Below are 25,768 nucleotides of genomic sequence, written 5' to 3'. Positions count from 1 at the left end.
TGTGCCCCATATTCCAGCGGGGCTCTTTAATACGCTTTCGAGCATGTTGTTTACTATACCTATCCGCTCATCGTCCCTTTTTAAGAAAAAGAAAAGAATAAAGGGACGTTGGAACAAAGGACGATTGTCGGGACCATGTTTTGTGATCGTTCAATAGTCCTTTTCTGGAGGTAGCTCATGAACATTCTTGATCTGGTTCGTGAAGACGTCGGGGATAGCACGGTCGTAAAGCAAACGAGCGGTGAATGGGCATCCCCCTGCCCTGCCTGCGGCGGGAAGGACCGCTTCCGCACCTTTCCCGACCAGGGCAAGGGCGGCACTTACTGGTGCAGGGCTGAAAACCGTGGCGGTGACATCATCCAGTACCTTCGGGATTTCCGAAGCATGGCATACCGCGAAGCCTGTACTTTTGCAGGTGTGGAAGCTGCAAGCGGCTATCGCCCGTTGGCCGCACCTCGCCGCAAAGGAAAGACGCGGGGGGAATACTCGTACAAAACGCACGATGATCCCGCAATACTATGGCAGGAAAAAGCCAGGTCATTTGTCACCACATGCCACCAGCGCCTGCTCGCAAACCCGCCGATGCTCGCCTATCTCGCCTCGCGCGGCGTTTCTCTTGAAGCCGCCAAGCGATGCCGCCTTGGATACAACCCCAAGCCGGAATACCGCTCCCGCACCGCATGGGGTCTTACAGAAGAAACATCAGAGAACGGCAAAACCAAACGCCTGTGGCTGCCCAAGGGCATTGTCATCCCCTACTGGCGTGAAAGACAGCTTCAGCGCATCAAGATCCGTCAAGACAACGACTTCGAGTTTGGCCCTCGCTACTACATGGTGCCGGGCTCCAGCTCAGTTCCTATGTGCCTGAATCCGGAAGCCCGTGCCTTCGTGGTGGTCGAGGCCGAGCTGGACGCCATTGCCTGCTGGGATGCGACAGCCGCATCAGGTCGGCAAGATATCGGAGCGCTGGGAATGGGAACACTCGGCGGCAAGCCTGATGAATGGCTGCATGGCATTCTAACAAAGTGCCTGTGCATTCTGAATGCCTTGGATGTGGAACGCGTTGAACCTGAGAACAACACGGAAGAAGCCCGCAAGAAGGCCGAGCGCACAGAGGCCTTGCAGGCAAGGCAGCGTGACTGGTGGCAGCTCACATACCCTCAAGCGGAACGGTGGCCTGTTCCTGCAGGCAAAGATCCCGGTGAAGCCGTCGCACATGGTGTCGATCTCGCCATGTGGATCCTCGCCGGACTTCCGCCAGCGTTCACCCTGCCACCCTTTCCCTCTGGGAAGGACTGTCGCCGCGAGGCTGCCGACGCAGGGGAAGCGCCAAGCATTGCCGAACCCGCCCCTACCCCGAAAGCCATCCCGACCAGCGTACTGCAGCTGAACGAGCTGCTGCGCTCCGGCCCCATGTGGATTGAGAAAGATGATGCCACTACATCTCTCGGCATCAAATGGGATTGGCAATGGCGGCTGACAAAGCCGGAGAACGCAACCCTCTGCAAGGAACTATCACACCTTGTCTTCCGCACTGACGCCTTTGACTGGGTGGTAGCGCATGGAGCGGCCATCATCGACTGCCGGAATCTGCTGAATCAGTAGTTTTCCCCCCAATGAAGGGCTTTACTCGGTAATACTTAGCCCCTATAAGATTCTGAAGAGGTGATTAGAGATGCTTACGTACGTTTCCAGCAGCATATGGGCTTCCCCTGCGCAAACCATTGTCAACACGGTTAACACGGTTGGAGTAATGGGTAAGGGGATAGCGCTTCAATATAAAAAACAATTTCCTGACATGTACAAAAAGTACAAAGAAATTTGTGACAAGAAATTGTTGGATGTTGGCAAGCTCTGGCTCTACAAATCTGAGAATAGATATGTGTTAAATTTCCCAACGAAGAAACATTGGCGAGCACCTTCGAAACCTGATTATATTGAAAGCGGGCTAATTAAATTTGTAGATAACTATCATCAACTTGGAATCACGAGCATTTCTTTCCCTCAACTTGGCACTGGGAATGGCGGTTTAAACTGGGACAAAGTTGTTAGGCCCATGATGGAAAAATATCTCAAACCTCTTCCAATCCCTGTTTATATACACATTGTCTCCGGGAAACAAACAACCCCTGAACACTTAAAGCCACTTAATGAAGCCATACCATTCGATGAAATATTGACCGACATAGACAAACTTGTAGGGAAAATACTTCTTTCAATTTACAGCAACTCATCATTTACAATTGAAAGTATATCGAATGAAAAGTTTGAGATATCGTCAAACAAAGAAACTTTTTCAATTGATTTGGAATACGTAAAGTCCATATGGAACGATCTTAACACAAAAAAAATTCTAACAAACGCACTTTGTGACAGCCCTGAAAAAACAAGAGCAGAATATATATACTCAATTTTTAGTAAAATTCCATACATAACCATATTTGAAATTTCTAAGGAAGAAAGGTTTCTTCATTCACACCCAACAAAAACCATAGCAATATCTCAGCCTACCAAAATAATATCTCAAGGAAAATTGCCATGGTAAAAGAATGGAGCGCCAAACTTCAGAACCACATCACACACTGGACCCAGAACCTACCCCACGGCTATCGACATTGGCCGAGATACATATATCATTTCACTGACATTCACAATGCAGCGAACATTTTGAGATATGAGACAATATTCTCAAGAAATAAATCCACTGAATTGGGCTTGATGGAAAATGAAAACGCAAATGCTAATGTAATACAAAACACATGCGCTACGCATAAAAATTTTGTAAGACTATACCACGCGCCCTTAACCCCTACTCAGTATAACAACGAAGGGATAAAACCACAGGACAAACATCACGAACCACACTGTCCGATCCCTATTTTTTTTGCATTTGACTCAATGAGCGTGATGTCTTTAGACAACACCTCCTTTTCGAATGGCAATATGGCAACCGCCACTGTTTCCTACGGCCCCAATGAAGTCGACTTTGACAAAATCCCCTTTGACAAAGTATTTCACCGAGGCTACCTGCCTCAAGACCCGACAGAGAAAGCTTCTATCATATTCCATAGGCATGCCGAGGTTCTTGTTCCTAACGAGTTAAGCTTTTCCAGCGGCCTACAATGGATTGGCTGTAGATCTCTACCTGAGTTCAATACACTATGCAGCTTAATAGGCCCTGAAATATACAACAAACTCAAACACCTTATATACATTACTGACAGCTCGTTCTACTATAAGTCTTGGATGTTTGTTGAATCCGCAACGCTAAACAACAACACACTCTCCATACAGCTCAATCCCAACGCTCAATTTCAAAACAATATAAACTGCAATGTCGTTATCACACCATCCAATCTCGAGGCAGTACTCATCCAAAAGCAAGTACATTCACGAGAAGTTATTAACATTTTAATTCCTGAAAATTATGATAGTTTCCTTGTCCAACTATATCTAGACGACACCCTTGCACTCCAAACGACATTCTCAAACTCAACCCTCGTCTAACACCCTCCCTTGACATCCCCATACTTTTGTGGCGAGTTATCAGCACGGCCTTCAACAGCCGAACAAGTAGCGGATAACCGCGCCCGATAGTCGTGGATTTTTTGCGCCCTGCCACAGGCCTATCCTTTTTCCGGCAGCGGCATTCCATTCAGCCATATCTGGCCGGGAGTCCATCCATTATACAAGACCCGCAAGGGGAAGGTGTATGGGCCGCTCTACTTGGCGGTGTTGAAGCTCCCGGCCTCCTTTATTTTCAAAGGAGGAAATTCAACATCTTCAAGTAGGAGGTTCCACCATGGAACGCAATTCATCCCCCCTTTTCGCAATCGCACCCGGCGAATCAACTGTCCCCCTCTCAGAACTCGGCGCAAACCTTGCCGGACTGGCACGCTACCTAGCCACAGAGTTCCACAAGAAAGACGATCGCGTAACGCGCATCTTTGCGGAAGAGATGAGCTTCATCCTTGATTCACTCTTCAAGGTCATTGCAGAAGAATACAATAACCCACGATTGGACCTCCGGCTGGATGGAGAACATTGTCGCATCATCAAGATCTATCCGTGCCCCAAAGAGCAATAACACCAATCCTGCCCCTGCGTGCCTCTTGTCGCGCAGGGGCTATTTTGTATCCTCCTCCCAAACGGGAGGCCGCATGGCACAGCAACAGAATACTACAACCTTCTCCAGCACCGCCCAGGTCATAGAGCACCTGACTTCTCAGCAACGCAAAATCGCCAAGAGCAAACTCTATGCGGACATAAAGTCCGGCAGGCTGCGCAAACGGGAGAACGGCTTTTTGCAATCAGACGTGGACGCCTACGCCCGCACGCTGCCCTTCATCACCACACCGGATAAGCAGGCCAACAGTGCAGAAGACCTCGCTCGACGTAAGCAGGAGGCCGAGATCAAACGCATTGAAGAGCAGGCAAAGCGCGAGCAGATCAAGCGTCTGCGCGAAGAAGGCAAGCTCATCCCGCGAGAGGATGTGGAAATGGAACTGTCCACACGCGGCGTGGCTCTTGAAACAGGCTTGAAATCCGCTATCGAAGTACAAGTACTGGAACTGATCAACGTCGTGGAAGGAAATCCCAACCACTCACACACGCTGATCAACATGCTTGAATCGATTATCGATACCGCCCTGCATGAATACTCGCGGGAGATGGAAATCGAAGTGGAATTCATAAACGATGCTGAAGAACCCGACATCCCGAACGCAGAAGACGGAGCGGAAGCCTAGCCGCCTTCGTATCACTTCTGCCCTGCCACACTGGCTGCCGGAGAAGGTCCGCCTTCGCCTTCTCCGGCACGCCAGCAAGGCGGGCGGGCGGCTTGCCTATTCCTTCCGCTTCTCTCGTGGCGAGCGTGCCGCACTGCGACACCGGAAACCCGTACCAGTCAGCGAATGGTCGGCCCGGCATCGCATTCTGCACATGAGCGCCATTCCGGGTCGCTGGCACAACGACATTACGCCCTACCTGACAGGCATCATGGATGCGAGCTTCTTCCCTGGCGTTGAAGAGATAGTGCAATGCAAGGTGCCACAGTCCGGCGGATCGGAAGCCGTGCACAACTGCATAGGCTACGCGGCAGACCGTCGGCCCGGCCCCACGCTCTATGTCTTCCCCGACGAAACGACCGCCCGCGAAAACTGCACCGACCGCATCATCCCCATGTTCGAAGAATCGCCGCGCCTGCGTGAGCTCTTCACGGGCAAGGGAGAAGATCGCAGCGCCATTCGCGTCAATCTCTCCAACATGCCGGTCTACATGGCGTGGTCAGGATCTGCGACACGGCTTGCCAACAAACCTATCTGCTATCTCGTGCTTGATGAGCTGGACAAGTTCCAGAATCCCAAAAAGGAAGCCAGCTCAGAAGACCTTGCCGAGGCCCGCACCACCACCTTTGCCCGCCGCCGGAAAATCTGGAAAATATCGTCGCCGTCTGATGCGGAAAGCCCCATCTGGAGAAACTTCCAGAAAGCGCAGGCCAAGTTCGACTATTGGGTGCGCTGTCCGGATTGCGGCGGCGAACAGCTCATGCAATTCGACCGCATCCACTGGGAAGGCGGCACAAGAGCCAATCCCGAAGAGCTAAAAGCCCGCAATCAGGCCACCTATGTCTGCGAGCATTGCGGCAGTTGCTGGACCGATCAAACCCGCAATGAGGCGGTGAAACGTGGATACTGGAAGGCTCGAGGCACCGGCCTTGAGCTCTTTGCCCATCTGAAAACACATAGACCGCGCTCTGTCGGCTTTCATGTTCCGGCATGGATATCGCGTTTTGTGGGGATGTCGGAAATCGCCGCGGACTTTGTGGAGTTCATGCAGGCCAAAGCGCTTGGTAAGCCGGAATGGAAGTCCAAGATGAAGGACTTCATGAACAAACGAAAGGCCGAACCATGGTACGACTACGAAGAACAGCGCACCGAAGCAGGCCTGCGCCAGCATTGCGATGATCGACCACGCGGGGCAGTTCCGAGCCCGTTGGAAGACGGCATATCACGAGTCGCCACCCTGCTTGCGGGCGTGGACACCCAGAAGGGATACTTCCGCTATGTGGTCCGGGCATTCGGCTGGGGCACCGAACAGGAAAGCTGGCTTGTGCAGTGTGGCAGCCTGCCCTCGCTGGAAGCGGTGGAGAAACTTCTGCTCCATCAAACTTTCAGAGATGGTCAAGACAACGAGTACGCTGTTGAACGCCTCCTGATCGACGCCATGGGGCACCGCACCACAGAGGTCTACAACTTCGCCCGCAAGCATCGAGCTCGCGTGCTGGCAACGCAGGGCAAGCAGCATCAGGCAGCGCCCGTTGCCTACTCACAGATCGACTACTTCCCCCAATCCAAGAAGCCAATCCCCGGTGGCCTCAAGCTTGGACGCTTGGATACCAACGTATTCAAGGACACCCTTGCCGCCAAACTGGAAGTGCAGCCCGGAGACCCCGGCACCTTCTGGCTGCACGCGGAAAAAGCCATGCCCAAAGCATACTTTGATGAAATGACTACGGAGTATTGGGATAATGATGCCAAGGCGTGGCTCTGCCCATCAGGCAAAGCGAACCACTTCTGGGATTGCGAGGTGCTCTGCCTCGCTGCCGCATGGGAGCTGGATATTGCGAGGCGCAGCAAACCGAAGAATAACGGAAAGAAGCTGCAGTCCCGTTTTGCAAACATGAATCAGGGCGGCATTAGCGCGGCCCCTCGCCCCACCCCAATGCCCCAAGCAGGGATGGGAAGCCGCCCTGCTTGGTTTGGATAGGAAATGTTCAGAGAGGAATCATAAGGAGAGAGCCATGGAAGCCACAGCTACGAAAGAATACCGTGACCCCAAAGGCAACAAAGGCCGTCGCTTGAATTGGAAGCAGGCTTGCGAAATGTTGGGCTGCTCAAAGAGCCATTTCTATAATTTGATCAATGAAGGGAAGTTGCCTGCGGTGAGGTATGGGAAGGTCAGAGGGGTGTGGGTGTGGGAGAAGGATATATCTATAATCATTCAAGGAAAATAGCAAAAGATCACTAGACACCAGCATATAAACAAAAATAAACAAAACCATTCCCAACAAAGACATATATACCAATCACACCACTCATACAAATATAAGTAAAGCTATTGCCAACAGCACTATATTCATATATCACACAACGCCAACCGAAGCACACGAGGCATCTATGACAAACAATGATTCAATTTCAAACACTATTGGAAACAACTCTCTAAGTAAAATAATATGTATATACATATTGTCGATAGCACTATTCAATATAACACTTGCATTAATATACAAATCACTTAGCTTACTATCTACGAGCGATTTCTTAGATGCTTTTATTTTTTCAATTTCAATATACAACACGCTTTATTTTGGAGAAATTCAACCAAATGGCGCTCTAGGAAAAACCCTAATAGCGATACACTCCATAATCGGAACAGCATCTAACTCTTTAATATTTGGTTCTATACTTGTAAAGCTAATGTGGAGCGGAAATTCAATATCAATACTAAACACTATTGTTTATAATCCACAAACAAAACGATGGTACATACGATATAAAAACTACTCACAATCAATGCTTTTAGATATTGAATACAGATGTTTTTTAGTAAACAAGCCAACCAAAGACAGCAAACTACAACACACAGTATCTCATAAAATAGTGTTAAATCAAAAATATAGAACAAAATGTTTACAAAAAGAAACAGGTGTAATTAAATTCAACAACATGCTACCGGAGAACAATACAAAAACTGGAACAGCCTCCATCTCACCTCAAATAATCAACAGAAACAGCACCATCGTTGTATCAGTAAAAGGAAGTCATATTCAATACGGAAATCAAATCCACTTCACACAGCAAGAAATTGAAAATATGAAAATGCTATGTGGAGAAATCAAACCAATAACAACACAAAACTTTCAAGACCAAATTGTAAAGAACGAAAATGAATACTATACAATTCACCCTCCATCAATAAAATGTGAGGAATGTGAGTTTAATAACTGCAATCTTTATAGAATAAAAAACGTCAAAACCATCCAAGAATATTCAAAAACATAGACATATCGTGACAGAGTTGAACTCAAGAAATCATCAATATGAGTGTCTTTAGTCTCCACCACGTCCACGACATAATGCCCCGTAGGGTATACCCTTCGGGGCATGACTATTTGGACACGAGACGAACTGACAGCACAGCTTCGAGAATGGAAAGCCGCTCTTCTCATCTGTGCTTCCGGCAAGTCGTACAGCATAGCGGGCAGAACCCCCACTCGTTCCGATGTAGCTGACATCCGGAAGACGCTTTCCTATCTGGAGCGCGAGCTCAACAAGATCGACGGCACCCCTGTCGGCCCTGTTTTTGTGCAGGGGGTTACCCGCCGTGGCTAGCATCTTGCGCACTCAGCGTGGTGTAAACCGCCGCCATCCCCATGTGCGCCGCATGGCTGGTTCGCATTCCGGTCGCCTCGGCGGCTGGCACACCCACCGCACGCCTGCATCTTCTTCCCGTTACGAACGGGATACCATCCAGCTCCGCGCTGAAGATCTCGCTGCAAACGACTGGGCTCCGCGTTCCGTCATCGACTCCATGACTGTGAACGTGGTCGGTACCGGCCTCAAGCCACAGGCCAAGCCCTTAGCCGAACGGCTGGGCATCTCTGCGGAAGAAGCCCGCGAAGTCGCCCGCCAGCAGGAATTCGCGTGGCAGATGTGGCAGATGGAAGCGCACCCCAGCGGGAAGCTCTCCTTTGACGATCTGTGCTTCCTCGGCCTTCGCTGTGTGCTCATCCACGGCGAATTGCTGTACCTGCCCGTCATGCTCCCCGATGAGGGGCGCAAGTTCTCGCTGGCAATTCAGGATACGCACCCCGGTCGTCTACGTACCCCTCTGGATCGTGAATCCGATCACCGGATCCGCGAGGGCATCGAGTTCAACGAATGGGGTGCTCCCTCGCGTTACTGGATAGCTGATCCGCCTGCAGGACTGTTGCAGGACTGGACGCACGGCACGGATCATCTCAGCTCCGCACATTTTGTCTGCAAGCCCGCCTTCGTCGCCCACCGCCCCTGTGTGCTCCACCTCTTCCGCGTTGAAGAGGTGGAGCAGGTTCGGGGCATATCGCCCCTTGCTGCAGGCATGAAGCTGTTCCGCCATCTGGACGACTCCCTTGATTACGAACTCATGGCGCAGATCATCACCGCCAGCATTCCTGTGTTCATCGAAACCGAGGACGCGCAGGGAATCATCCGACAAAATGCACAGTCCCGCGACGATATCTACCATCAGCAGATTCGCCCCGGACAGATCATGTACGGCAACCCCGGCGAACGTCCTCACATCCTCGAACCGAGCCGCCCCGGCAACAACTTCGTGCCCTTTACCGAGCTGGTGCTCCGTGCCGCTGCAGCCTCCATGGGCATGCCTTACGAGGTGCTCGCCAAGGACTTTTCCAAAAGCAACTACTCCTCCACCCGCGCCGCCCTGCTCGAAGCGTGGCGCGTGTTTATGCTCTACCGCACGTGGATGGTGAACCACCTGTGCCGCATCATATGGGCCATGGTGCAGGAGGAAGCTGTTCTGCGCGGCTATGTACGCCTGCCCAAGCATGCCCCCGGATTCTATGAAGCCTACCACGCATGGACCAACTCCAAATGGCTCGGCCCCGCTCGCGGATACGTGGATCCGGTGAAGGAAGTGCTCGGCGTTGCCAAGGCACTGGAAAACCGCCTGACCACGCATGCCGATGCCATCGCGGAACGCGGCGAGGATTGGGAAGATGTCTGGGCCCAGCGCGAACTGGAAGATTCCCTATTGCTGAAGACCGCCGCCCAAAGCCCACAAGGAGCAAACGCCAATGCATGAACTGCTCGCCAGTAAACTGCTTTACCTCGCCCCCGATTTTCTGCCGCAGCTCGTGGCCGACATGCGCCAGCCTTCTTCCGGCATGTTTCTCTTTGGTCAGCGCGAAGAGCCGAGCAAGCCTCCTTACGACGTGCAGGACGGCGTTGCGCTCATCCGCATCCGTGGTGCGCTCACGCAATATGGCGGCTGGTGGACCACCGGCTACGAGCAGATCCGTGAGAAAGTGCGTGCAGCTCTCGCGGACAGATCGGTCAAGGCAATCTTGCTGGACGTGAATTCGCCCGGAGGAACCGAGTCCGGCCTCTTTGAGCTGACGGACTGGCTGCATTCCGTTCAGGGGCAAAAGCCCATGCACGCCTATGCAGACGGCCTCATGTGCAGCGCCGCCTACTGCATTGCCAGTGCCACGGGCAGCATCCTTGCGCCCCGCATGGCAAGTCTGGGCAGTGTGGGGGTGCTGTGGGTGCACACCGACTGGAGCAAATGGAACGAGAAAGAAGGCTGCAACTACACCTATCTGCACGCCGGTTCATTCAAGGTGGCCGGAAATCCCGACAATCCCCTCAGTGATAGGGACCGCAACTATTTCCAATCCCGCATTAATCAGGGCTACGCGGCGTTCCTTTCTATTTGCGAACGCTGCATGGGCCTTGACCCGGCTCGCGCCACCGAGTGGGCGGACGGTCAGATATTCCACGGCGACAAAGCCCATTCCCTCGGCCTTGTCTCCACCATTGTCAGAGACCGGGACAATGCGCTTGCGCATGTCCTCGCACAACTTTCCTCTACGGCCACAATGGCCTTCACGGAGAACACCATGGACCTGAAAGACCTCACTCTGGAGAAGCTGAAGACGGAGCACCCCGAGCTCCACGCCCAGCTTCTCGCTCAGGCAGGAGGCACGGCACAGGACAAGCCGGGGGGCGGCAAGGGCACTGAGCTCTCCGCGCCTGCTGGCCCCGCTCCCTCCCCCGAAACGCAGGACGCCGCCTTCAACGCCGCCTGCGCCATGCTGGAAGCCGCCGGTTTCACCCAGCAGGTAGAAAGCATGCGCAAGCTCAAGGCTGCCAACCTCAGCTGCGAGCAGATCATCACCGTTGCTCCCATGCTGGCATCCGCAGCAGGGGCTGCCGGTACCGCCGAAGAGAAGAACGGCAAGGATGATCCCGATATGAGCAAGCGCCTGCTTTCTGCTCTGACCAGCTCGGAAAGCATGAAGCCTGTTAGCACCCAAGCCTCGCACAAGGCCCTTACCCCCGCACAGCTTGAAGCCGCTCTGGTGTCCGAGCTGGCCGCAATGGAGGTGTAGCTCATGGTTACCGCAGAAATCACCAGCTCCACACTTCTGGCCGGGCATGACGTGATCACCTATCAGGTGACGCTTGCGTCCACCGGCGCGGAAGTCACGCTGCAGCGCGGAACGCCTCTCGGGCGCGTTACCGCCACCCGCAAGTTCAAGGCATGGGATCCCGCAGCCAGTGACGGCAGCGAAGTCATTGCAGCCCTGCTCGCCGAAACCAAGACCGTGCTCGCTGCTGGCGATGCCAAGAGCGACGGTTACGTGCACGGCGAGTTCCATAAAAACGCCATTCCGTGGGGTGCCGCAACCGCCGACCAGATCAGCGATGCTGTCTGGGCCATGGCCGGTCGTGGCATCTACGTCCGTTAAGGGAGAATCGTATGCCTGACATCAATGCACTCGACCTGCTGTTCAGCCCTCGCACGCTGACTGCAATCGCCATCAAGCGCAAGCCTGTTCCGCGTCTGCTGCAGACGCTGTTCTTCGGCAAGCGTAACACCCACCTGACGCGTGATATCGACCTGCGCAACGTGAGCTATCCTCTCAAGGTGCTGCCCATGGTGGGCGAACGTGCCGGTGCCGTTACCATCGAAGGCACCAAGCGTGCACTGAAGATTGTTCCCTCTGCCCGGTTCCGCGCAAAGCGTCCCTCCGGAGCCAATGACCTGCTGTATGTGACTGCCCCCGGCGAACCCGTGGAGCTTAAGCAGGGCATGGGCGATGTGGAAGGCCGTGTTAAGTCCGCCATCGTCAGCGATATTGATATTCTCGGCGACTCCCTCGAGCTCACCATCGAGTTCATGTGCTCCGAAGTCGCCCGCACCGGCAAGGTCGTTGCGCACGATGATGACGGCGTGGACTACGAAGTGGACTTCGGCATGCCTGCCGACCATGTGACCGTCCTCACGGGCGCAGATCTCTGGACGGATCTTACTTCCGATCCCAACGAGCAGCTCGAGGAGTTCTCCACCATCGTGCAGAACGCCTGCGGCATGCGTCCCGATGTGGTTGTACATGGCACCAATGCCTACAAGCATTACCGCAAGAATCCCACCGTAAAAGACGAACTGGACAACCGCCGCATTGAAAGCGGCACCATGCACAACGCCATCGGCAAGCTCTACAAGGGGAACGTCGGCAACGTGGACCACTATGTCTACGGCGGCAGTTTTGAAGACGTGCACGGCAACACCCGTGAACTCTTCCCGCCCGACTACATCCTCATGGGCTGCACCGGCGCTCCCTGCTCCGTCGAGTTCGGCCTGCCTGCAGACCTTCGCAATATCGGCCCCGTGGAGAAGTTCGTGAAAACGGTCATCGAAGAGGATCCGAGCCAGCTCGCCGTCATCGAGGAAAGCCGCCCCCTGCCCGTGGCCGACATGAGCTACTTCTTCTTCGCCAAGGTCATTTAGGAGGCACATCATGGCAGCTAAGAAAATCGTCAAAATGGATGTGCAGCTCAAGTGCTCCCTTGGCCGTGGCGGCAAGGATGGCAAGCCGGGAGATATTGTCTCCATGCCTGAAGATACGGCCCTTATCCTTATCAGGGACGGGCTCGCTGTTGAGCCTCTCGTGACCGCTCCTGCTGATAGCGGTGCAGCTGGTCAGATTGCCCAGCTGGAACAGACCGTGGCGGACCTACGCGGTGAGCTGGCTGCGTTGCAGGAAGACTGCACAGCCAAGCTCGACCAGGCAAAGGCCTATGCATCCGCACTGGAAGAGCGCTGCAAGGCCGCAGGCGTGGACATTGCCGATCTGACCGGCACCGGAAAGTAACCGACGGGGTCGGGAAACCGACCCCGCCATCTCAAACAGGCGGCGCTAGGAGAAACGCATGCACGAGTACACGGGGCTGGAGCTGTCTTTGCTGGGAGGGCTGATCTCCCTGTTGTCCATTGTCGTTACCGTTGTGGTGATGACCATCAACAACAACCGCCAGTTTGTTCGCCATTCCGAATGCGGCCAGCGTCACCAGACCGACACCGTATGCGACCGCATGCTCGGTCAGAAGATCGAAGACCTCGAAAAGAAAGCCTCGATACAGTTCGAGATGCTCAGACAGATCATCATCTTCCTGCCCATAGATAAAGAAAAGCAGGCAGAAATCCTGAATGCCCGAGGAGGATATGCCCGATGACACCCGCATTGAAACTGGCTCTTGATTTCACGCTCCGCTGGGAAGGCGGGTTCGTGGATCACCCCGAAGACCCCGGCGGGGCCACCAATCATGGTGTCAGCCTGCGCTGGCTGAAGGGGCTTGAGATCTCTATCGCGGACATCGACGGAGACGGAGATGTGGATGCCGCCGACATTAGGGCGCTCACCATGGAACAGGCCCGCGATCTGTTTGCGGACCGCTTCTGGAATGGGCTCTCGCTCGATGATTTCCCGCCTGCCGTTTCCATTGCCGTGTTTGACGCCGCAGTCAATTCCGGTCCGCGCCCTGCCTTTCGCTTCCTGCAACGTGCTCTCAACCTGTGCGGTTCCACGCTTGAAGAGGACGGCATCTTCGGTCCCGCCTCCCGTGCGGAACTGTACCGTCATGCATTGCCCCCGCAGGGCCCCCTGCTGCTGGTCAACGGCATCAACTGGGCGCGGATAAAGCTCATGACCTCGCTGGCCCAGCGCAAGAACGAAGCCGGTCGCCAGCCCATGCAGACGTTTCTGCCCGGCTGGACGAACCGCGTACATGCCCTGACCGAAGAAATCTGGAGGATGTGATGGACTGGCTCAAAACTATCGCAAGCGCCGCCCCTATCCTCGGCACCGTCGTCGGCGGACCTGTCGGCGGCATTGTCGGCAAGGGGCTGTCACTCATTGCTGAAGCCTTTGGCTGCGAGGCTGATGAGGATTCTGTTGCCGCCGCCATCAAGGCAGACCCGCAGGCAGTCATCAAACTGAAGGAGCTGGAGCTGCAGCACCAGACCGTTCTGATCGAATGGCAGCGCGTGCAGCTGCAGGCTGAACTGGAGAACACCAAGGACGCCCGAAGCCGCGAAGTGCTGATGACTCAGGCAGGTAGCTGGATGGGATCAGTTCCACCAGCGCTTGTAAGTCTTGTTGTGACAGTAGGATTTTTCATCATGCTGTACGTTGTGCTGGGTATGAAAAAGGAAGAAGTAAGCGAGGCTGCTCTTCTCTTGCTGGGAGCTCTGTCTTCTGGATTTGCTGCAGTGCTCAATTACTACCTCGGATCCTCCCTCGGCAGCTACCGGAAGAACAGCGCCATTGAGCAGATGTCGGGTACCGGGCGTAACGCAGGAAAAACGGGAGGCATGTGATGTCTCTCCGTGACCAGATGCAGGCCGACCTTGCCATGATGACGAGCACCGACGAGTTCGGCGAAGAGATCACCCTCTGCGGTGCTTCCATCATTGCCATCGTGGATGTCTCCAAAGAATCGGGCAGCTACGACGACCGGCAAGCCGTGTTTGTTGAGACCGCCACCCTGCGCTTTGCGGAAGGGGCTGTGGCGCTGCCGCCCGTAGGCCGTCAGGTGGAGTTCAACGGCGAGGACTGGATCATGGGCCCGACCGACGAAGAGGACGGCCTGCTCGTTCTGCGCCTCTGGAGGGATCTGGCATGAGCAAGACCAGCCAGACGCTTGTGCTGATCGACAGAGACCGTATCGACCGCCAGATGCGTGTTGTTGAACAGACCCTCAAGCACATCAAGGACGGCTATAAGACCGTGGCCATGCGGGCCGTGAACAAGACGTTGGATGGCATGCGCACGGATGTGGTGCGGCTGATCCGCTCCACCTATGCCGTTCCGGCGCGAGATCTGCGCGACAAGCTTGCCATCATCAAGGCGTCAAAAAGCTATTTACGCGGCTCGCTCACCGCAAAGGGACCGATCTCCGTACCGCTCATGCGTTATGGCGCGTACCCCCGTGCTCCCTTCATCAGCGCCCCCAAGGGCCCCAAGGGCAAGCGCCATAAGGGCGTGACCGTCAAGGTGCGTAACGATGGCGGGCGCAAGGGAGTGCGGCACGCGTTTGTGCTCAACTCCCCCTCCACGGGAAACGCTGAAGTCGTGCGTCGGGTACATGCTGATCAACGCTATCCCATCTGCCTGCTCTACGGCCCCGGACACCTTGCCGCCCTGCGCCAAGATGACAATGTCCACGAACTTCAGGAGCAGGCCATGAAACGCTTCGGCAAGGCCATAGAGCATGAAGCTCGATACCTCATCGAAAAGGCGGGCTTGCGATGATTCTGGAACTACTCAGTGAACTGGAAGTCTTTCTGCAACAGGCGCTGGCAACCGTGCCGCTGCCCTCGCCTGAAAGCGTGGCAGGCGAACTGGCTCCGGCCCGCATTTTTCTCGGGGCCATCCCGCGCACGACCGAGGACCGCAAGGCTTTCCCCTGCGCCGTGCTGCGCTGGCAGAAAGGCGAAGACGCCGAAGACGGCAGCACCGAAACCGTGGACATTTTGCTCGGCGTATTCTGTCCGGAAGGGCTTGAGAGCGCAGAGACATGGATTGCCGTGCTCGTGGGCAGGCTGCGCCGCCTGCTTCTGGAACAGCGTCGCTTGAGCAAGTGGGAGATGGTTCTGCCGCTTGCCTCGGCAAAGCCCGATCCTGAGCGCCAGCAGGAACGTTACCACCTCGCCACCATCAGCACTCAGTGGCGAAGAACCCTACCCTCTGACCCCGTTATGGAGGCTTAAATGGCAAAGGATAAAACCCCGACCGCAAGCGGCCCTGTAATGTACATCGGTCCGACCCTGCGGGGAGCCCGCCATGTTGTGCACGGGACTATCTTTAAAGGCGGCGTGCCCCGCCATCTGGAAAAGGAACTGACTGCGGATCCTGACTATGCGGCATTGTTCGTGCCTGCCGCAGATGTAGGTGCCGCCCGCAAGGAACTGAAAAACGCAACCTCCGCGCTGGCACACTGCGCCCGCCGCGTTGCTGAAAAGGGGTAAGCCATGTCTTACAGACACCGCGTTTCCTACAGCGAAAAGCCCACCGGCATTGTGCCGCCGCGCCGTATCTCCGCAGGCATTCCTGTGGTTATCGGCACGGCTCCGGTGCACACCATGTCGGGAGCAAAGCCCATCAATGAGCCCGTGCTCTGCTATACTTATGGCGAGTTTGCTGCCGCCTTCGCCGGAACCGACGAGGCCGCGCAGACAGCACTTGAGGCCCTCGGCAGCTTCTCCCTGTGCGAGTTCGCCAAGAGCCACTACGGGCTCTACAACATGGCCCCGGTGGTCTTCATCAACGTGTTCGACCCGGCCACGCACAAGGCCGTGGACGAGACTCCGGATGTGACCAAGGTTACCAGCGAGGATATTGTGGGCGGCATCGATGTTGCCACCAACGCCCGCACCGGCCTTGAGCTCATTGCCGACATCTTCCCCACCTTCCGCATTATCCCCGGCCTGATCTGCGCACCGGGCTTCTCTCACGATCCCGCCGTGGGCGTGGTGATGGCTGCCAAGGCTGCAAGCATCAACGGCCTGTTCAAGTGCATGGCCGTGGTGGACGTGCCGGACACCACGTGCACCAAGTACACGGACGTACCCAGCTGGAAGGAAACCAACAACTACACCGACGAGCACATGATCGTGTGCTGGCCCAAGGTGAAGCTTGGCGACGATGTGTACCACATGTCCACGCACGTGGCCGGACTCATCGCCCAGACCGATGCCGAGTATGGCGACATTCCCTATGTCTCGCCCTCCAACCGCAGGCTCATGATCGATTCCGCCGTGGCCAACGGCAAGCCGGTCCGTCTTGGCCTCGACCAGGCGGAGTATCTGAACGGACAGGGCGTGATTGTGCCGCTGAACTTTGACGGCGGCTGGAAGGCCTTCGGCAACCGCACGGGCTGTTACCCTTCCAATACCGATCCCAAGGATGCCTTCATCCCCGTGCGCCGGTTCTTCAACTGGCACGGCAACACCTTTGTGCTCACCTACTTCCAGAAGCTGGATGGCCCTGTCACCCGCAGGTTCATTGAAACCATCGTGGACAGCGAGAACATCCGCCTGAACGGATTCCGGCAGATGGAGATCATCCTCGGCGGTGAGATGAAGTTCCTGCAGGATGAGAACCCCGTCACCGACCTCATGGACGGCATCGTGCGCTTCCACACGTGGATGACCCCGCCCGTACCGGCACGGCAGATCGAGAATATTCTCGAGTTCGATCCCAACAACTTCAGTACCCTGTTCGGAGGCTAGGCATGAATACTCCTGAAAAAGTCATTGCCTTCAGTGTCTACAGTGCCAGCAAGGTCTGCCTCGGGATTGTCGACGTGGAGCTGCCCAGCGTGGAGTTCATGACGGACACCATCTCCGGCGCTGGCATTGCCGGTGAGCTGGAATCCCCGGTTATCGGCCACACCAAGGCTCTCGGCGTAAAGCTGAAATTCCGCTCTGTTACCCGTCAGACCGCTTCCCTGCTCGCTCCCGTTCGGCAGCAGCTGGATCTCCGCGCCTCGGTGCAGTCCCGCGCCATGGACAAGGGCGGCGACCTTGTCACCGCTCCGCAGAAAATTGTCATCGGCGGCATGGTCAAAAAGCACAGCCTCGGCAAGCTGGAAACCGCCAAGGCACAGGATTGCGAAGTGGAACTGGACGCGGATTACCTGAAGCTGACGCTGGACGGAGAAGACATTCTGGAAGTGGACAAGTTCGCCATGGTCTTCAAGGTAAACGGAACCGACTATCTCGCCGCTGTCCGCTCCGACATCGGCATGGAGGGCTAGCAGATGGAAGTACGTACCAAGGTCATCATTCTGGGTTCGCCGCTCGTGGTGAAGGAAAAGGAAGTGCTCGAGCTCACCATGCGTGAGCCGCTGGTGGAGGATATGCTGGATGCCGCAGAGCTTGCAGGAGACATGTCCACTGCAGCCCGGCTGGAAGTCTGCACCTTAGGCCACCTGTGCGATGTGCCCTTGGCCGACCTTATGCACATGCGACATGCTGACTACACCAAGTTGCAGGAGGCATACCGTTTTTTGGCGCGTTCCGCCCCTCACGAGGAAGAGACCTGCGAAAAGCAGTGCTTGTCTTCGGAAAGCGCTCCGGATGGGGGCGGAAAGAAATAGGGAGCCTGAAGGCGCGGGAGTTCAGTGCGTGGCTGGAAGCCCTGCCGCCGGATCAGGGGGTCTGATTGATCCAGCTACGGAACCGGTCCGGAAGACGGTCAACGCATTCCACCAGCGGGGAGGCGATAAACCGGAAGATGGGATAGCCCAGCAGCATGCCGAAGACTAGCCCGATTGCCACGGGCGATCCCTCTGCATCCGACAAACGGCCACCAAGGATCTCAAGCCCGATACATGCGGTCAGGCTGATCTTGAACACAAACTTGATGAACGCGTGAAGCGGCTCGTCCTGCATGGCGATCTCCAATAGTTGATACGCTATTACAGTAGGTCGCCATGCAGGTACAGTCAATAGAGGCAATATGGCAGACATTAAAACCATAGGACTTTCCTTTGCTATCGGAACCACCCTTATGGGCGGCTTTGATAGCAACCTTACCCGAGCAGAGCGCGGACTCAAGCGCATGGGCAATACGGTTGCCAAGCTCGAAAGTCAGGCTCCGCTGAAGCTCGGGCAGTCCTTTGAAACCATGCGCGGCAAGCTTGTCAATTCGCGCAAGGCCCTGTCTGCCGCAGAACGCGAGCTGGAAAGCCTGAATGCGGAGGCGGAACGCTCCGGCGGTGTTCACGGTTTTCTTGCCCACCGGATTGCCTCCACGGAAAAGCGCATCGGTTCCCTGTCACGGGATGTGGACAGGAACCGTCGCGCCTTCCGCAGCAACCTTGTCGAAATGGACCGGCAGGGCTTCTCCGTCAAAAGCCTGCGTAGCGAGTATGGCAGGCTTGGTGATGCTCTCGACAAGTCCCGCGCCAAGTATGATCGATTTGCCGCCAGCATGGCAAAAAGCAAAGGGTATGCTGACAAGCGGGCAGAGCTGCGTGGCGGCGTCATGGATGTGGCCGCCATGGGTGCAACCATGGCAGCCCCCATGGTCCTTGGATCGCGGGAAGAGGACTCCCAGATCCGCCTTGAGGACGCCCTGAACGCGGACAACAAACAGGCCGCCATGATGGAGGCACAGAAGCACGCTCGCGGCCTTGCCCGCACCGGCATTGTCGACCTGACGGGTGCGTACGATATTCAGTATGCCCTGAACTCTGCAGGGCTGGATGCGTCCACCGCCCGCATCGGCTCCACCGTTGTTGCCAAGGTAGCCAAGATCACCAATGGCAGCGCCGAGGGCGTGGGCGAAGTCATTGCCACCGCATACAACAACCTTGGCAAGTCGCTGGGCGGCACCGCAGATGAGAATATGCAGCGCATTGGCGACCTGCTCACAAAGACCCAGCTCAAATTTCAGTTTCGTGACTTCAGCCAGTTGGGTGAGTCTCTGAATGAAGCCGCATCCGGCTTCGCCTCCTACAAGGTGAACCTTGAGCAGGGTCTTACTCTGCTTGGTCAGCTCAACACCGCAGGGGTGAAGGGCAGCAGCGCCGGTACCGCCTTTAACGCTGTGCTTCGCCAGTTGGGAAAGGCCCAGCAGAAGTGGGGCATTGAGATCGTCCGGACCAAGAACGGCGAACTCGACATGCTTGCCACCCTGAAGCAGGTGGATGAAGCGCTGGGCGGCATGGATACGGATGCCCGTGCGCAGGCCCTGCAGGAGGTCTTTGGCGATGAAGGCCGCAAGGGCATCGCTCCCCTGCTGGAATCACTCAAGGACCTGCCCGCAGCCCTCAAGGATGTGCGGGACAATTCTCGCGGGATCATGGATGCCCGTATGGACCGCCACCTCAAGGCCTCCTCCACACAGTGGAAATCCCTGACAAACAACCTCACCATACTTGGCTCCACTGTGGGATCAACGCTGCTGCCGGTGCTCAACCAAGGTGTCCAGTTGCTTAATGCCACCCTTATCCCGCTTGCGGACTTTGTGGCAGAGCATGAAACCCTGACAGCAGTCATCGGCTCCGTTGTCATGGGCATGATGGCCTTCAAGGTTGCCAGCTTTGCAGGACGCTATGCGGCCACTTTCTTTGGCGACGGGATCCAGATGGCAAACCGCGCCACCATGGTGCTGGGCATGCGCCAGAGGTCCGCAACGGTCAGCACGACCGCGCTCAGTTTTGCCCAGCGCCGGGCGGCGATCACCTCCCGCATCATGGGCTCCGCCCAGCGCAATGCGGCCATGGGGTCCACCCTCCTTTCCGGCGGGATCCGTATGGTAGGCGCGGCCATCAAGGGGGCCTTTATGGCAAACCCCATCGGCGCGGCGATCATGGCCATCATGACGCTGTGGGAGCTTGGCTCCGCGCTGTACGAGAGCTGGGAACCGTTCCGCAAGCTTATCGACTGGATATGGGAAGGCCTCGGGAAGGTGGGCGATTACATCAAGGGTATGCCCGTCATCGGCGACGTGATCGGGTTCTTCTCCGGCGATGGCAAAACGGCTGCGCCTTCAGCCAAGGTTGCCGCCCCGCGCATGGGAGATTCCCTGCCGGATGTGCCGGAGCTTGACCCCATGCCCGGCATGGAGGCTGCCATAAACCAGGCGCCCACCGCCCTTTCCGCCAACGCGCCTGTCACCATCTCCATCCAGCAGGAGTTCACCATTGCCAGCGGCGACGCAGGAACCGTGAAGGCCGCGTTGGATTCCGGCAAACGGGAGCTGGAGGCCACCGTGGAGCGCCTTATCGACAACTACTTCAGAAAACAGCGGAGAGTGTCTCTTGCCTAGCACCTATATCTGCCAGTCCGGTGAATCGCTGGATTCCATTGCCCGTACCCTCTGGGGAGATGAGCGCCTGTTCGAGCGCCTGACGGACGCCAACCCGCAGTATCGCGGCACGGCATTCTTTGAGGGCGGCGAGCGGCTCACCGTGCCGGATCTGCCCGCTGTTACCACAACGGTCAAAGCACCGTGGGAGGACTAGGCATGCGCACCCGCACCGCCCGATTCGAGATCCTCTGCCGGGGAAAGAACGTGAGCGCCGCCCTTGCGCCCTATCTCGAATCCGCCACGTGGGAAGACAATGCGCAATCCTCACAGGCGGACAGCATAGAGCTACGCCTTGAGGACAGGGACGGCCTGTTTCGTGGTTCGTGGAAGTTGAACAAAGGCGACAAGCTGGAGGCCACGCTCATTGTGGAGAATTGGCAGCGGGAAGGCGACAACACCCGGCTGCGTTGCGGCACCTTCGAAGTCGACGAGCTGGAATATGAATATGGCGAAGGCGGCGACAAGCTCTCCCTCAAGGGCATCTCCAGCATGGTGAGCAGTTCCCTGCGCCGCGAGAAGAAAACCAAGGCATGGGAGGCCACCACCCTTTCCCGTGTGCTTTCGGAGATTGCCGGTGCACAGGGCTTCAATCACCGCTTTGGCGGCAACGATGTTTCCCTCGCCCGTCTGGATCAGCGTGAAGAGTCGGACGCGGCCCTGCTTACGCGGCTTGCCAAGTCACACGGCAAGGCCTTCAAGGTCTACTCCGGTCAGCTGGTGATGATGGATGAAAAGACGCAGGACGCCAAACCTGCAGCCGGGACTATCTCGCGCACCGGCGGTGAGCTGAAGCGCCTGCGCCTGCGCGACAGCCTTGCGGACATCTACAGCGCCTGCACGGTCACCTATCATGATGCCGCCGCCAACGTGACGCGGGAATACACCTACACGCCGCCCGATGCGCCGGAGTCCGGACAAACCCTCAAGATCTCCGACCGCGTGGAGAGCCTTGCCGCGGCTGAAGCACGCGCAAAGACCGAGCTGCGCCGCAAGAACAAGCTGGAGACGAGCGGCGATATCGAAACCATGGGCAACCCTCGCTTCATCGGCGGGTCTGTCTGCGGCCTTTCCGGCTTCGGCTGGCTGGATGGGAAATATTTCATAGAGCAGTCGCGGCACACCGTGGACGACAGCGGCTACTCCACCGCGCTTTCCGTTCGCCGGACCATGGACTGGTAAGGGGGAATGATGCTGCAGGAATATCTGGAACGGCTCGGCGGACTGGAGGCCATACTTCGCCAGCTGGTGCGCGTGGGCACGGTTGCCAGCGTGAACGATGCGGCAGGCACCTGCCGCGTAACTCTGCCCGATGCCGACAACATGCAGACCTATGACCTGCGCGTGATCCAGCGCAAGACGCACAAGGACAAGAACTCCGTGCTGCCCGATGTGGGCGAGCATGTGCTCTGTCTGTTCCTGCCATACGGGCAGGAGCAGGGCTTTGTGCTGGGGTCGTTCTATTCCGCCACGGATCTGCCCCCGGTCGGCACCCGTGACAAGGCGCACTGGACCTTCGCAGACGGCACCGTGATCGAATATGACCGCAAGCTCCACAAGCTCACCGCCTCGGTGAAGGGGGCTGTGGAGATAACGGCCACGGGAGACATTTCTGCCAGTTCCGGAACCCATGTGCGTCTGCAAGCGCCGGTGGTTACCGTGCAGGGTGGGCAGATCAATTACCTCGGCCCCATGACTGCAGGCAGCGCGGATGCGCCCAACACATGGCAGCTGAACGGAGACATGGAACATAAGGCCGGCAACTACACCAACCCGCAGAATGATGTTGTGGCCAGCGGCATTTCGCTGGTGAACCACACCCATGTTTGCCCGACCTGCGGCGAGACGGGGAAACCGAAATGAGCAGCATATTGCGCTCCAGAATGATCAACGAACTATTTGCGAACGGGCGATGCCGCTCCGGCGTTCTCAGCGTGTGCGAGTCCATTGCCAGCGAGAAGAACACCTCCCTGCAGGCGGTTGGGCTGGACGCCTTCGCACGCATGATGGACCGCGAATATAGCGCCCTTTCCGGCGATGCCTCCGAGGTGGCCGGACTGCTGAAGGCGGCTGCGCCGGGCAGCGGCACAACTGCGGAACGGGCAGTGCAGCTCGCACTGAGGAGCCGGTATGCCGACGGCATAGGCCCTGCTGGCTGGTCGCTCTGGCAGGATGATGAGTTGCGCGGCGTGCTGGCAGACTGCATTGCACGCGGCATTGCTGCGGACAAGACCGAAACGGCCATTGCCGAAGACATGACCGACGTGCTGGAGGACAACACGACACAGACAACGCCGCCCGCGCTGCCTGTTCCGGAGGGGCCCACCCGCACCACGGAGGATACCCCCAAGGCCACGGGCGGGAACATCGGCAGCTTCGGTCCTGTCGCCTTCACCGTTTCCCGCGAGACGGTGCATACCCTGCACGACCTTTCCCGCAAGCGCAGCGCCCGCTTTGCCGAGCATGCGGTGCAGAACGCCAAGCCCAAGCTGCAGTTCCAAGGCGTGTCGCTGTGGGAAGTGAGCTTTCGCATCCGCCTTGTGTCCGCGTTCTCCGCCCCTGCCCAGCGTATTGCAGCGATGGAGTCCGTGCAGGAATCCGGCAAGGCCTATCCGCTTGTTATCGGCGGGCGCAACCTCGGCACCTTTGTACTGGTTGATGTGGATGTCGCCGAACGGACACACGGCCCCAAGGGTGTTCTCATGGCGGCAGACCTGTCCGTAAGCCTGAAGGAGTATTGCTGATGTTCCTCATCGATATGCGCAAAACCACCCGCCAGATCATAGGAGCCACCGGCGTTGCGGAAATTCTGCAGAACGCCCGCAACATCCTTGGCACAACCAAGGGCACCGTGCCGCTTGACCGCACCTTCGGCGTGCGCATGCGCTTTCTGGACAGGCCCCTGCCGGAGGCCATGGCCGAATACACCGGCGAGATCATCGCCGAGCTGCAGGCACAGGAACCCCGCCTGCAGGTGGTATCCGTATCCTTTGCCGACAAGCCGGACGATGCCGTGGAAGGACGCTTGTATCCCCTTGTGACCATCAGCATTCAGGGAGCCTAGCTTATGACAAAGCTTCAATTTGTTGAAACCGACCCCACAGCCATTGAAGCACGGATAATTGGCAACTACGAGGCCATTACCGGCACCAAGCTCTATCCCGGAGCGCCGGAGCGCCTGTTCATGGAATCCGTCGCCATGGAGCACGCCCTGTTGCGGCAGGAGCAGGACCACTCTGCCCGCATGAATCTGGTGCAGTATGCGGAAGGCCCCTATTTGGAAGGCCTCGGTGCCTTTGTGGATACGCACCGCCTGCCTCCGGAAGCAGCAGGGGTTACCCTGCGCTTTGCCGTGGATCCCGATGCAGGCGGCATTGTCATCCCCGCCGGAACCCGCGCTACACCGGACGGCACGCTGCTCTTTGCCACCGATGCGGATGCCGCCGTGCCTGCCGGAACAACCAGCATGGACGTGGCCGCAACCTGCACCGTTACCGGCACCAAGGGCAACGGCTTCACGGCAGGCCAGATTGCCCGGCTGACCGATCCGATATCCGGCGTAACGGGCGTGAGCAATACAACCACCAGCATGGGCGGAGCAGACGCGGAAGATGACGAGCATCTGCGCGAGCGCATTCTGCTGGCACCGGGCCGCTTTTCCTCTGCCGGTCCTGCCGATGCATACAGGTATTGGGCCATGACAGCACACAGGGACATCCTCGATGTGGCGGTGCTCTCCCCTGCACCCTGCGAGATCGAGGTCTACCCGCTCATGCGCGGAGGCCTGCTGCCGGGTGCCGAGGTGCTGACGCTTGTAGAGACCATTCTCACCGACAGGAAGCACCGCCCCATGGGCGACCGCGTAACGGTGGCCGCGCCTGTGGAACAGCCCTATACCATCTCTGTTGTCTGGTACGCGGACGATCCTGTCACACAGGCCCAGACGGAAGAAGCCGTTGCCAAGGCCGTTGATGACTTCATTGCATGGCAGCGCGCCAAGCTGGGGCGGGACGTGAATCCCAGCGAGCTCATCTACCGCATCCGCGCCGCCGGAGCCAAGCGCGTGGAGCTGACCCAACCCGTTTTTGCCGTGGTGTCCGAGCAGGCGCTGGCTGTTCCTGACGGAGCGCCGGTTATCGCCTTTGGCGGACTGGAGGCAGCATAATGGCAAATGTCCGCGAAATACGCCTTGTCCAGCTGCTGCCGGATTCCATCGACAAGGATCCCACACTGCTCGCATGTGCAGAAGCCGTCGACATGGAATGCGTCCGCATCATTGCAGACATTCCCGTGCCTGCCATCCTCTCCCGCGTGGACGTGCTGCAGGAGCCTATGCTCTCGCTGCTGGCAAAGCAATTCCGCGTCCTGTTCTGGACGGACACTCTGCCTGTTGCCAAGAAGCGCGATCTCATCCGCAAGGCGCTGATCTGGCGCATGCACCACGGCACCGTCTATTGCGTGGAAGATGCGCTTGCCACGCTCTACGGCAATGGCACGGTGCGCCAGTGGTTTGAATACGGCGGTGCGCCCGGCACCTTCCGCGTAGAAGTGGAGGTGACGGATCAGGGGCTCGACCAGCCGCTCTATGATCAGATCGACACGGTTGTGGCGGCCACCAAACGCCACAGCCAGCATCCGGACGGCATAACCGTGTTCCTGACCGGATTCGGCTCCCCATACGCGGGTGCGCAGATCTCCGGCGGCGAGCTTGTGACCGTGTACCCGTGGGAGCCTGTAGCGCCGGATGCCCCCCCTGCCGACATCCGCTTTGGCGTCGGCTATCAGAGCGCAGAAATTTCCTACATTAACCCCTTGTAG

The 25,768-nt window shown here is 57.1% G+C and carries 33 protein-coding genes; 32 read left to right on the top strand and 1 reads right to left on the bottom strand.

Features of this window, described 5'->3' with window-relative positions; translation table 11 throughout:
• The first annotated feature begins 177 nt into the window (after positions 1 to 177).
• The 24 genes from N1030_RS01540 (at position 178) to N1030_RS01425 (ending at position 18,233) form a co-directional block, all read left to right on the top strand.
• Positions 178 to 1,605 (top strand): primase-helicase zinc-binding domain-containing protein, encoded by a 1,428-nt coding sequence (locus N1030_RS01540; protein WP_265827244.1) that lies wholly within the window; start codon positions 178 to 180, stop codon positions 1,603 to 1,605.
• Positions 1,606 to 1,675: 70 nt separating this feature from the next.
• Positions 1,676 to 2,545, top strand: coding sequence for a macro domain-containing protein (locus N1030_RS01535; RefSeq protein WP_265827243.1), 870 nt, complete (start codon positions 1,676 to 1,678; stop codon positions 2,543 to 2,545).
• Entirely contained in the window at positions 2,539 to 3,507 is a 969-nt protein-coding gene (locus N1030_RS01530; RefSeq protein WP_265827241.1) for a DarT ssDNA thymidine ADP-ribosyltransferase family protein, read from the top strand. The genes N1030_RS01535 and N1030_RS01530 overlap by 7 nt, the downstream gene beginning before the upstream one ends.
• A 295-nt stretch (positions 3,508 to 3,802) precedes the next feature.
• Positions 3,803 to 4,087, top strand: coding sequence for a hypothetical protein (locus N1030_RS01525; protein WP_265827240.1), 285 nt, complete (start codon positions 3,803 to 3,805; stop codon positions 4,085 to 4,087).
• Between the two features lie 73 nt (positions 4,088 to 4,160).
• The gene (locus N1030_RS01520; RefSeq protein ID WP_265827239.1) at positions 4,161 to 4,748 is read left to right on the top strand and encodes a hypothetical protein; all 588 of its coding nucleotides are present in this window, start codon (positions 4,161 to 4,163) and stop codon (positions 4,746 to 4,748) included.
• Between the two features lie 193 nt (positions 4,749 to 4,941).
• The gene (locus N1030_RS01515) at positions 4,942 to 6,768 is read left to right on the top strand and encodes a terminase gpA endonuclease subunit (protein WP_265827238.1); all 1,827 of its coding nucleotides are present in this window, start codon (positions 4,942 to 4,944) and stop codon (positions 6,766 to 6,768) included.
• A gap of 34 nt (positions 6,769 to 6,802) precedes the next feature.
• Entirely contained in the window at positions 6,803 to 7,015 is a 213-nt protein-coding gene (locus N1030_RS01510; RefSeq protein WP_265827237.1) for a helix-turn-helix transcriptional regulator, read from the top strand.
• A gap of 163 nt (positions 7,016 to 7,178) precedes the next feature.
• Positions 7,179 to 8,066, top strand: a complete 888-nt coding sequence (locus tag N1030_RS01505; protein WP_265827236.1) for a hypothetical protein — start codon at positions 7,179 to 7,181, stop codon at positions 8,064 to 8,066.
• A 102-nt stretch (positions 8,067 to 8,168) separates the two neighbouring features.
• Positions 8,169 to 8,396, top strand: coding sequence for a hypothetical protein (locus N1030_RS01500; protein ID WP_265827235.1), 228 nt, complete (start codon positions 8,169 to 8,171; stop codon positions 8,394 to 8,396).
• A complete protein-coding gene (locus tag N1030_RS01495) occupies positions 8,389 to 9,870 on the top strand; it encodes a phage portal protein (protein WP_265827234.1) in 1,482 nt (493 codons plus the stop codon). The genes N1030_RS01500 and N1030_RS01495 overlap by 8 nt, the downstream gene beginning before the upstream one ends.
• The gene (locus N1030_RS01490) at positions 9,863 to 11,179 is read left to right on the top strand and encodes a S49 family peptidase (RefSeq protein WP_265827233.1); all 1,317 of its coding nucleotides are present in this window, start codon (positions 9,863 to 9,865) and stop codon (positions 11,177 to 11,179) included. The genes N1030_RS01495 and N1030_RS01490 overlap by 8 nt, the downstream gene beginning before the upstream one ends.
• A gap of 3 nt (positions 11,180 to 11,182) precedes the next feature.
• On the top strand, positions 11,183 to 11,539 hold the full coding sequence (locus tag N1030_RS01485; protein WP_265827232.1) for a head decoration protein: 357 nt from the start codon (positions 11,183 to 11,185) through the stop codon (positions 11,537 to 11,539).
• Positions 11,540 to 11,550: 11 nt separating this feature from the next.
• Positions 11,551 to 12,582: a major capsid protein gene (locus N1030_RS01480; RefSeq protein WP_265827231.1), complete on the top strand. Its 1,032-nt coding sequence runs from the start codon at positions 11,551 to 11,553 to the stop codon at positions 12,580 to 12,582.
• 10 nt (positions 12,583 to 12,592) lie between these two features.
• Positions 12,593 to 12,946 (top strand): hypothetical protein, encoded by a 354-nt coding sequence (locus tag N1030_RS01475; RefSeq protein WP_265827230.1) that lies wholly within the window; start codon positions 12,593 to 12,595, stop codon positions 12,944 to 12,946.
• A 58-nt stretch (positions 12,947 to 13,004) separates the two neighbouring features.
• Positions 13,005 to 13,307, top strand: a complete 303-nt coding sequence (locus N1030_RS01470) for a hypothetical protein (RefSeq protein ID WP_265827229.1) — start codon at positions 13,005 to 13,007, stop codon at positions 13,305 to 13,307.
• Complete coding sequence (locus tag N1030_RS01465; protein ID WP_265827228.1) at positions 13,304 to 13,891, top strand: glycoside hydrolase family 108 protein; 588 nt, start codon at positions 13,304 to 13,306, stop codon at positions 13,889 to 13,891. Before N1030_RS01470 ends, N1030_RS01465 begins: the two co-directional genes overlap by 4 nt.
• On the top strand, positions 13,891 to 14,451 hold the full coding sequence (locus tag N1030_RS01460) for a hypothetical protein (RefSeq protein WP_265827227.1): 561 nt from the start codon (positions 13,891 to 13,893) through the stop codon (positions 14,449 to 14,451). Before N1030_RS01465 ends, N1030_RS01460 begins: the two co-directional genes overlap by 1 nt.
• Entirely contained in the window at positions 14,451 to 14,756 is a 306-nt protein-coding gene (locus tag N1030_RS01455; protein ID WP_265827226.1) for a hypothetical protein, read from the top strand. Before N1030_RS01460 ends, N1030_RS01455 begins: the two co-directional genes overlap by 1 nt.
• On the top strand, positions 14,753 to 15,385 hold the full coding sequence (locus N1030_RS01450; protein ID WP_265827225.1) for a phage tail protein: 633 nt from the start codon (positions 14,753 to 14,755) through the stop codon (positions 15,383 to 15,385). Before N1030_RS01455 ends, N1030_RS01450 begins: the two co-directional genes overlap by 4 nt.
• Positions 15,382 to 15,843 (top strand): hypothetical protein, encoded by a 462-nt coding sequence (locus tag N1030_RS01445; RefSeq protein WP_265827224.1) that lies wholly within the window; start codon positions 15,382 to 15,384, stop codon positions 15,841 to 15,843. Before N1030_RS01450 ends, N1030_RS01445 begins: the two co-directional genes overlap by 4 nt.
• Positions 15,844 to 16,101 (top strand): hypothetical protein, encoded by a 258-nt coding sequence (locus tag N1030_RS01440; protein WP_265827223.1) that lies wholly within the window; start codon positions 15,844 to 15,846, stop codon positions 16,099 to 16,101.
• A gap of 3 nt (positions 16,102 to 16,104) precedes the next feature.
• A complete protein-coding gene (locus tag N1030_RS01435; protein ID WP_265827222.1) occupies positions 16,105 to 17,364 on the top strand; it encodes a phage tail sheath family protein in 1,260 nt (419 codons plus the stop codon).
• Between the two features lie 2 nt (positions 17,365 to 17,366).
• Positions 17,367 to 17,891 (top strand): phage major tail tube protein, encoded by a 525-nt coding sequence (locus tag N1030_RS01430; RefSeq protein ID WP_265827220.1) that lies wholly within the window; start codon positions 17,367 to 17,369, stop codon positions 17,889 to 17,891.
• Between the two features lie 3 nt (positions 17,892 to 17,894).
• Positions 17,895 to 18,233, top strand: coding sequence for a phage tail assembly protein (locus tag N1030_RS01425; RefSeq protein WP_265827219.1), 339 nt, complete (start codon positions 17,895 to 17,897; stop codon positions 18,231 to 18,233).
• Between the two features lie 52 nt (positions 18,234 to 18,285).
• On the opposite strand, the gene N1030_RS01420 is transcribed toward N1030_RS01425, so the two are convergent.
• Positions 18,286 to 18,528 (bottom strand): hypothetical protein, encoded by a 243-nt coding sequence (locus N1030_RS01420; RefSeq protein ID WP_265827218.1) that lies wholly within the window; start codon positions 18,526 to 18,528, stop codon positions 18,286 to 18,288.
• Positions 18,529 to 18,595: 67 nt separating this feature from the next.
• Here N1030_RS01420 and N1030_RS01415 point away from each other — a divergent pair, with 67 nt between their 5' ends.
• The 8 genes from N1030_RS01415 to N1030_RS01380 are packed head-to-tail and all read left to right on the top strand — an operon-like array spanning position 18,596 to position 25,768.
• Complete coding sequence (locus N1030_RS01415; RefSeq protein WP_265827217.1) at positions 18,596 to 20,911, top strand: phage tail tape measure protein; 2,316 nt, start codon at positions 18,596 to 18,598, stop codon at positions 20,909 to 20,911.
• Entirely contained in the window at positions 20,904 to 21,107 is a 204-nt protein-coding gene (locus N1030_RS01410; protein ID WP_265827216.1) for a tail protein X, read from the top strand. The genes N1030_RS01415 and N1030_RS01410 overlap by 8 nt, the downstream gene beginning before the upstream one ends.
• A 2-nt stretch (positions 21,108 to 21,109) precedes the next feature.
• Positions 21,110 to 22,132 (top strand): phage late control D family protein, encoded by a 1,023-nt coding sequence (locus tag N1030_RS01405; RefSeq protein ID WP_265827215.1) that lies wholly within the window; start codon positions 21,110 to 21,112, stop codon positions 22,130 to 22,132.
• Positions 22,133 to 22,141: 9 nt separating this feature from the next.
• Entirely contained in the window at positions 22,142 to 22,813 is a 672-nt protein-coding gene (locus tag N1030_RS01400; RefSeq protein ID WP_265827214.1) for a phage baseplate assembly protein V, read from the top strand.
• A complete protein-coding gene (locus tag N1030_RS01395; protein ID WP_265827213.1) occupies positions 22,810 to 23,694 on the top strand; it encodes a phage tail protein in 885 nt (294 codons plus the stop codon). The genes N1030_RS01400 and N1030_RS01395 overlap by 4 nt, the downstream gene beginning before the upstream one ends.
• Positions 23,694 to 24,014, top strand: coding sequence for a GPW/gp25 family protein (locus tag N1030_RS01390; protein WP_265827212.1), 321 nt, complete (start codon positions 23,694 to 23,696; stop codon positions 24,012 to 24,014). Before N1030_RS01395 ends, N1030_RS01390 begins: the two co-directional genes overlap by 1 nt.
• 3 nt (positions 24,015 to 24,017) lie before the next feature.
• On the top strand, positions 24,018 to 25,115 hold the full coding sequence (locus N1030_RS01385) for a baseplate assembly protein (protein WP_265827211.1): 1,098 nt from the start codon (positions 24,018 to 24,020) through the stop codon (positions 25,113 to 25,115).
• Positions 25,115 to 25,768, top strand: a complete 654-nt coding sequence (locus N1030_RS01380) for a phage tail protein I (protein ID WP_265827210.1) — start codon at positions 25,115 to 25,117, stop codon at positions 25,766 to 25,768. Before N1030_RS01385 ends, N1030_RS01380 begins: the two co-directional genes overlap by 1 nt.

The organism is Desulfovibrio mangrovi (assembly GCF_026230175.1).
Classification (GTDB): Bacteria; Desulfobacterota; Desulfovibrionia; order Desulfovibrionales; family Desulfovibrionaceae; genus Halodesulfovibrio; species Halodesulfovibrio mangrovi.
This window is presented reverse-complemented; position numbering and strand designations above follow the sequence as displayed.

Excerpts from the sequence above, each read along its gene's own strand:
- N1030_RS01540 (WP_265827244.1), top strand. The coding sequence starts at position 178 with ATGAACATTCTTGATCTGGTTCGTGAAGACGTCGGGGATAGCACGGTC.
- N1030_RS01535 (WP_265827243.1), top strand. The coding sequence starts at position 1,676 with ATGCTTACGTACGTTTCCAGCAGCATATGGGCTTCCCCTGCGCAAACC.
- N1030_RS01530 (WP_265827241.1), top strand. The coding sequence starts at position 2,539 with ATGGTAAAAGAATGGAGCGCCAAACTTCAGAACCACATCACACACTGG.
- N1030_RS01525 (WP_265827240.1), top strand. The coding sequence starts at position 3,803 with ATGGAACGCAATTCATCCCCCCTTTTCGCAATCGCACCCGGCGAATCA.
- N1030_RS01520 (WP_265827239.1), top strand. The coding sequence starts at position 4,161 with ATGGCACAGCAACAGAATACTACAACCTTCTCCAGCACCGCCCAGGTC.
- N1030_RS01515 (WP_265827238.1), top strand. The coding sequence starts at position 4,942 with ATGAGCGCCATTCCGGGTCGCTGGCACAACGACATTACGCCCTACCTG.
- N1030_RS01510 (WP_265827237.1), top strand. The coding sequence starts at position 6,803 with ATGGAAGCCACAGCTACGAAAGAATACCGTGACCCCAAAGGCAACAAA.
- N1030_RS01505 (WP_265827236.1), top strand. The coding sequence starts at position 7,179 with ATGACAAACAATGATTCAATTTCAAACACTATTGGAAACAACTCTCTA.
- N1030_RS01500 (WP_265827235.1), top strand. The coding sequence starts at position 8,169 with ATGACTATTTGGACACGAGACGAACTGACAGCACAGCTTCGAGAATGG.
- N1030_RS01490 (WP_265827233.1), top strand. The coding sequence starts at position 9,863 with ATGCATGAACTGCTCGCCAGTAAACTGCTTTACCTCGCCCCCGATTTT.
- N1030_RS01485 (WP_265827232.1), top strand. The coding sequence starts at position 11,183 with ATGGTTACCGCAGAAATCACCAGCTCCACACTTCTGGCCGGGCATGAC.
- N1030_RS01480 (WP_265827231.1), top strand. The coding sequence starts at position 11,551 with ATGCCTGACATCAATGCACTCGACCTGCTGTTCAGCCCTCGCACGCTG.
- N1030_RS01475 (WP_265827230.1), top strand. The coding sequence starts at position 12,593 with ATGGCAGCTAAGAAAATCGTCAAAATGGATGTGCAGCTCAAGTGCTCC.
- N1030_RS01470 (WP_265827229.1), top strand. The coding sequence starts at position 13,005 with ATGCACGAGTACACGGGGCTGGAGCTGTCTTTGCTGGGAGGGCTGATC.
- N1030_RS01465 (WP_265827228.1), top strand. The coding sequence starts at position 13,304 with ATGACACCCGCATTGAAACTGGCTCTTGATTTCACGCTCCGCTGGGAA.
- N1030_RS01460 (WP_265827227.1), top strand. The coding sequence starts at position 13,891 with ATGGACTGGCTCAAAACTATCGCAAGCGCCGCCCCTATCCTCGGCACC.
- N1030_RS01455 (WP_265827226.1), top strand. The coding sequence starts at position 14,451 with ATGTCTCTCCGTGACCAGATGCAGGCCGACCTTGCCATGATGACGAGC.
- N1030_RS01450 (WP_265827225.1), top strand. The coding sequence starts at position 14,753 with ATGAGCAAGACCAGCCAGACGCTTGTGCTGATCGACAGAGACCGTATC.
- N1030_RS01445 (WP_265827224.1), top strand. The coding sequence starts at position 15,382 with ATGATTCTGGAACTACTCAGTGAACTGGAAGTCTTTCTGCAACAGGCG.
- N1030_RS01440 (WP_265827223.1), top strand. The coding sequence starts at position 15,844 with ATGGCAAAGGATAAAACCCCGACCGCAAGCGGCCCTGTAATGTACATC.
- N1030_RS01435 (WP_265827222.1), top strand. The coding sequence starts at position 16,105 with ATGTCTTACAGACACCGCGTTTCCTACAGCGAAAAGCCCACCGGCATT.
- N1030_RS01430 (WP_265827220.1), top strand. The coding sequence starts at position 17,367 with ATGAATACTCCTGAAAAAGTCATTGCCTTCAGTGTCTACAGTGCCAGC.
- N1030_RS01425 (WP_265827219.1), top strand. The coding sequence starts at position 17,895 with ATGGAAGTACGTACCAAGGTCATCATTCTGGGTTCGCCGCTCGTGGTG.
- N1030_RS01420 (WP_265827218.1), bottom strand. The coding sequence starts at position 18,528 with ATGCAGGACGAGCCGCTTCACGCGTTCATCAAGTTTGTGTTCAAGATC.
- N1030_RS01415 (WP_265827217.1), top strand. The coding sequence starts at position 18,596 with ATGGCAGACATTAAAACCATAGGACTTTCCTTTGCTATCGGAACCACC.
- N1030_RS01405 (WP_265827215.1), top strand. The coding sequence starts at position 21,110 with ATGCGCACCCGCACCGCCCGATTCGAGATCCTCTGCCGGGGAAAGAAC.
- N1030_RS01400 (WP_265827214.1), top strand. The coding sequence starts at position 22,142 with ATGCTGCAGGAATATCTGGAACGGCTCGGCGGACTGGAGGCCATACTT.
- N1030_RS01395 (WP_265827213.1), top strand. The coding sequence starts at position 22,810 with ATGAGCAGCATATTGCGCTCCAGAATGATCAACGAACTATTTGCGAAC.
- N1030_RS01390 (WP_265827212.1), top strand. The coding sequence starts at position 23,694 with ATGTTCCTCATCGATATGCGCAAAACCACCCGCCAGATCATAGGAGCC.
- N1030_RS01385 (WP_265827211.1), top strand. The coding sequence starts at position 24,018 with ATGACAAAGCTTCAATTTGTTGAAACCGACCCCACAGCCATTGAAGCA.
- N1030_RS01380 (WP_265827210.1), top strand. The coding sequence starts at position 25,115 with ATGGCAAATGTCCGCGAAATACGCCTTGTCCAGCTGCTGCCGGATTCC.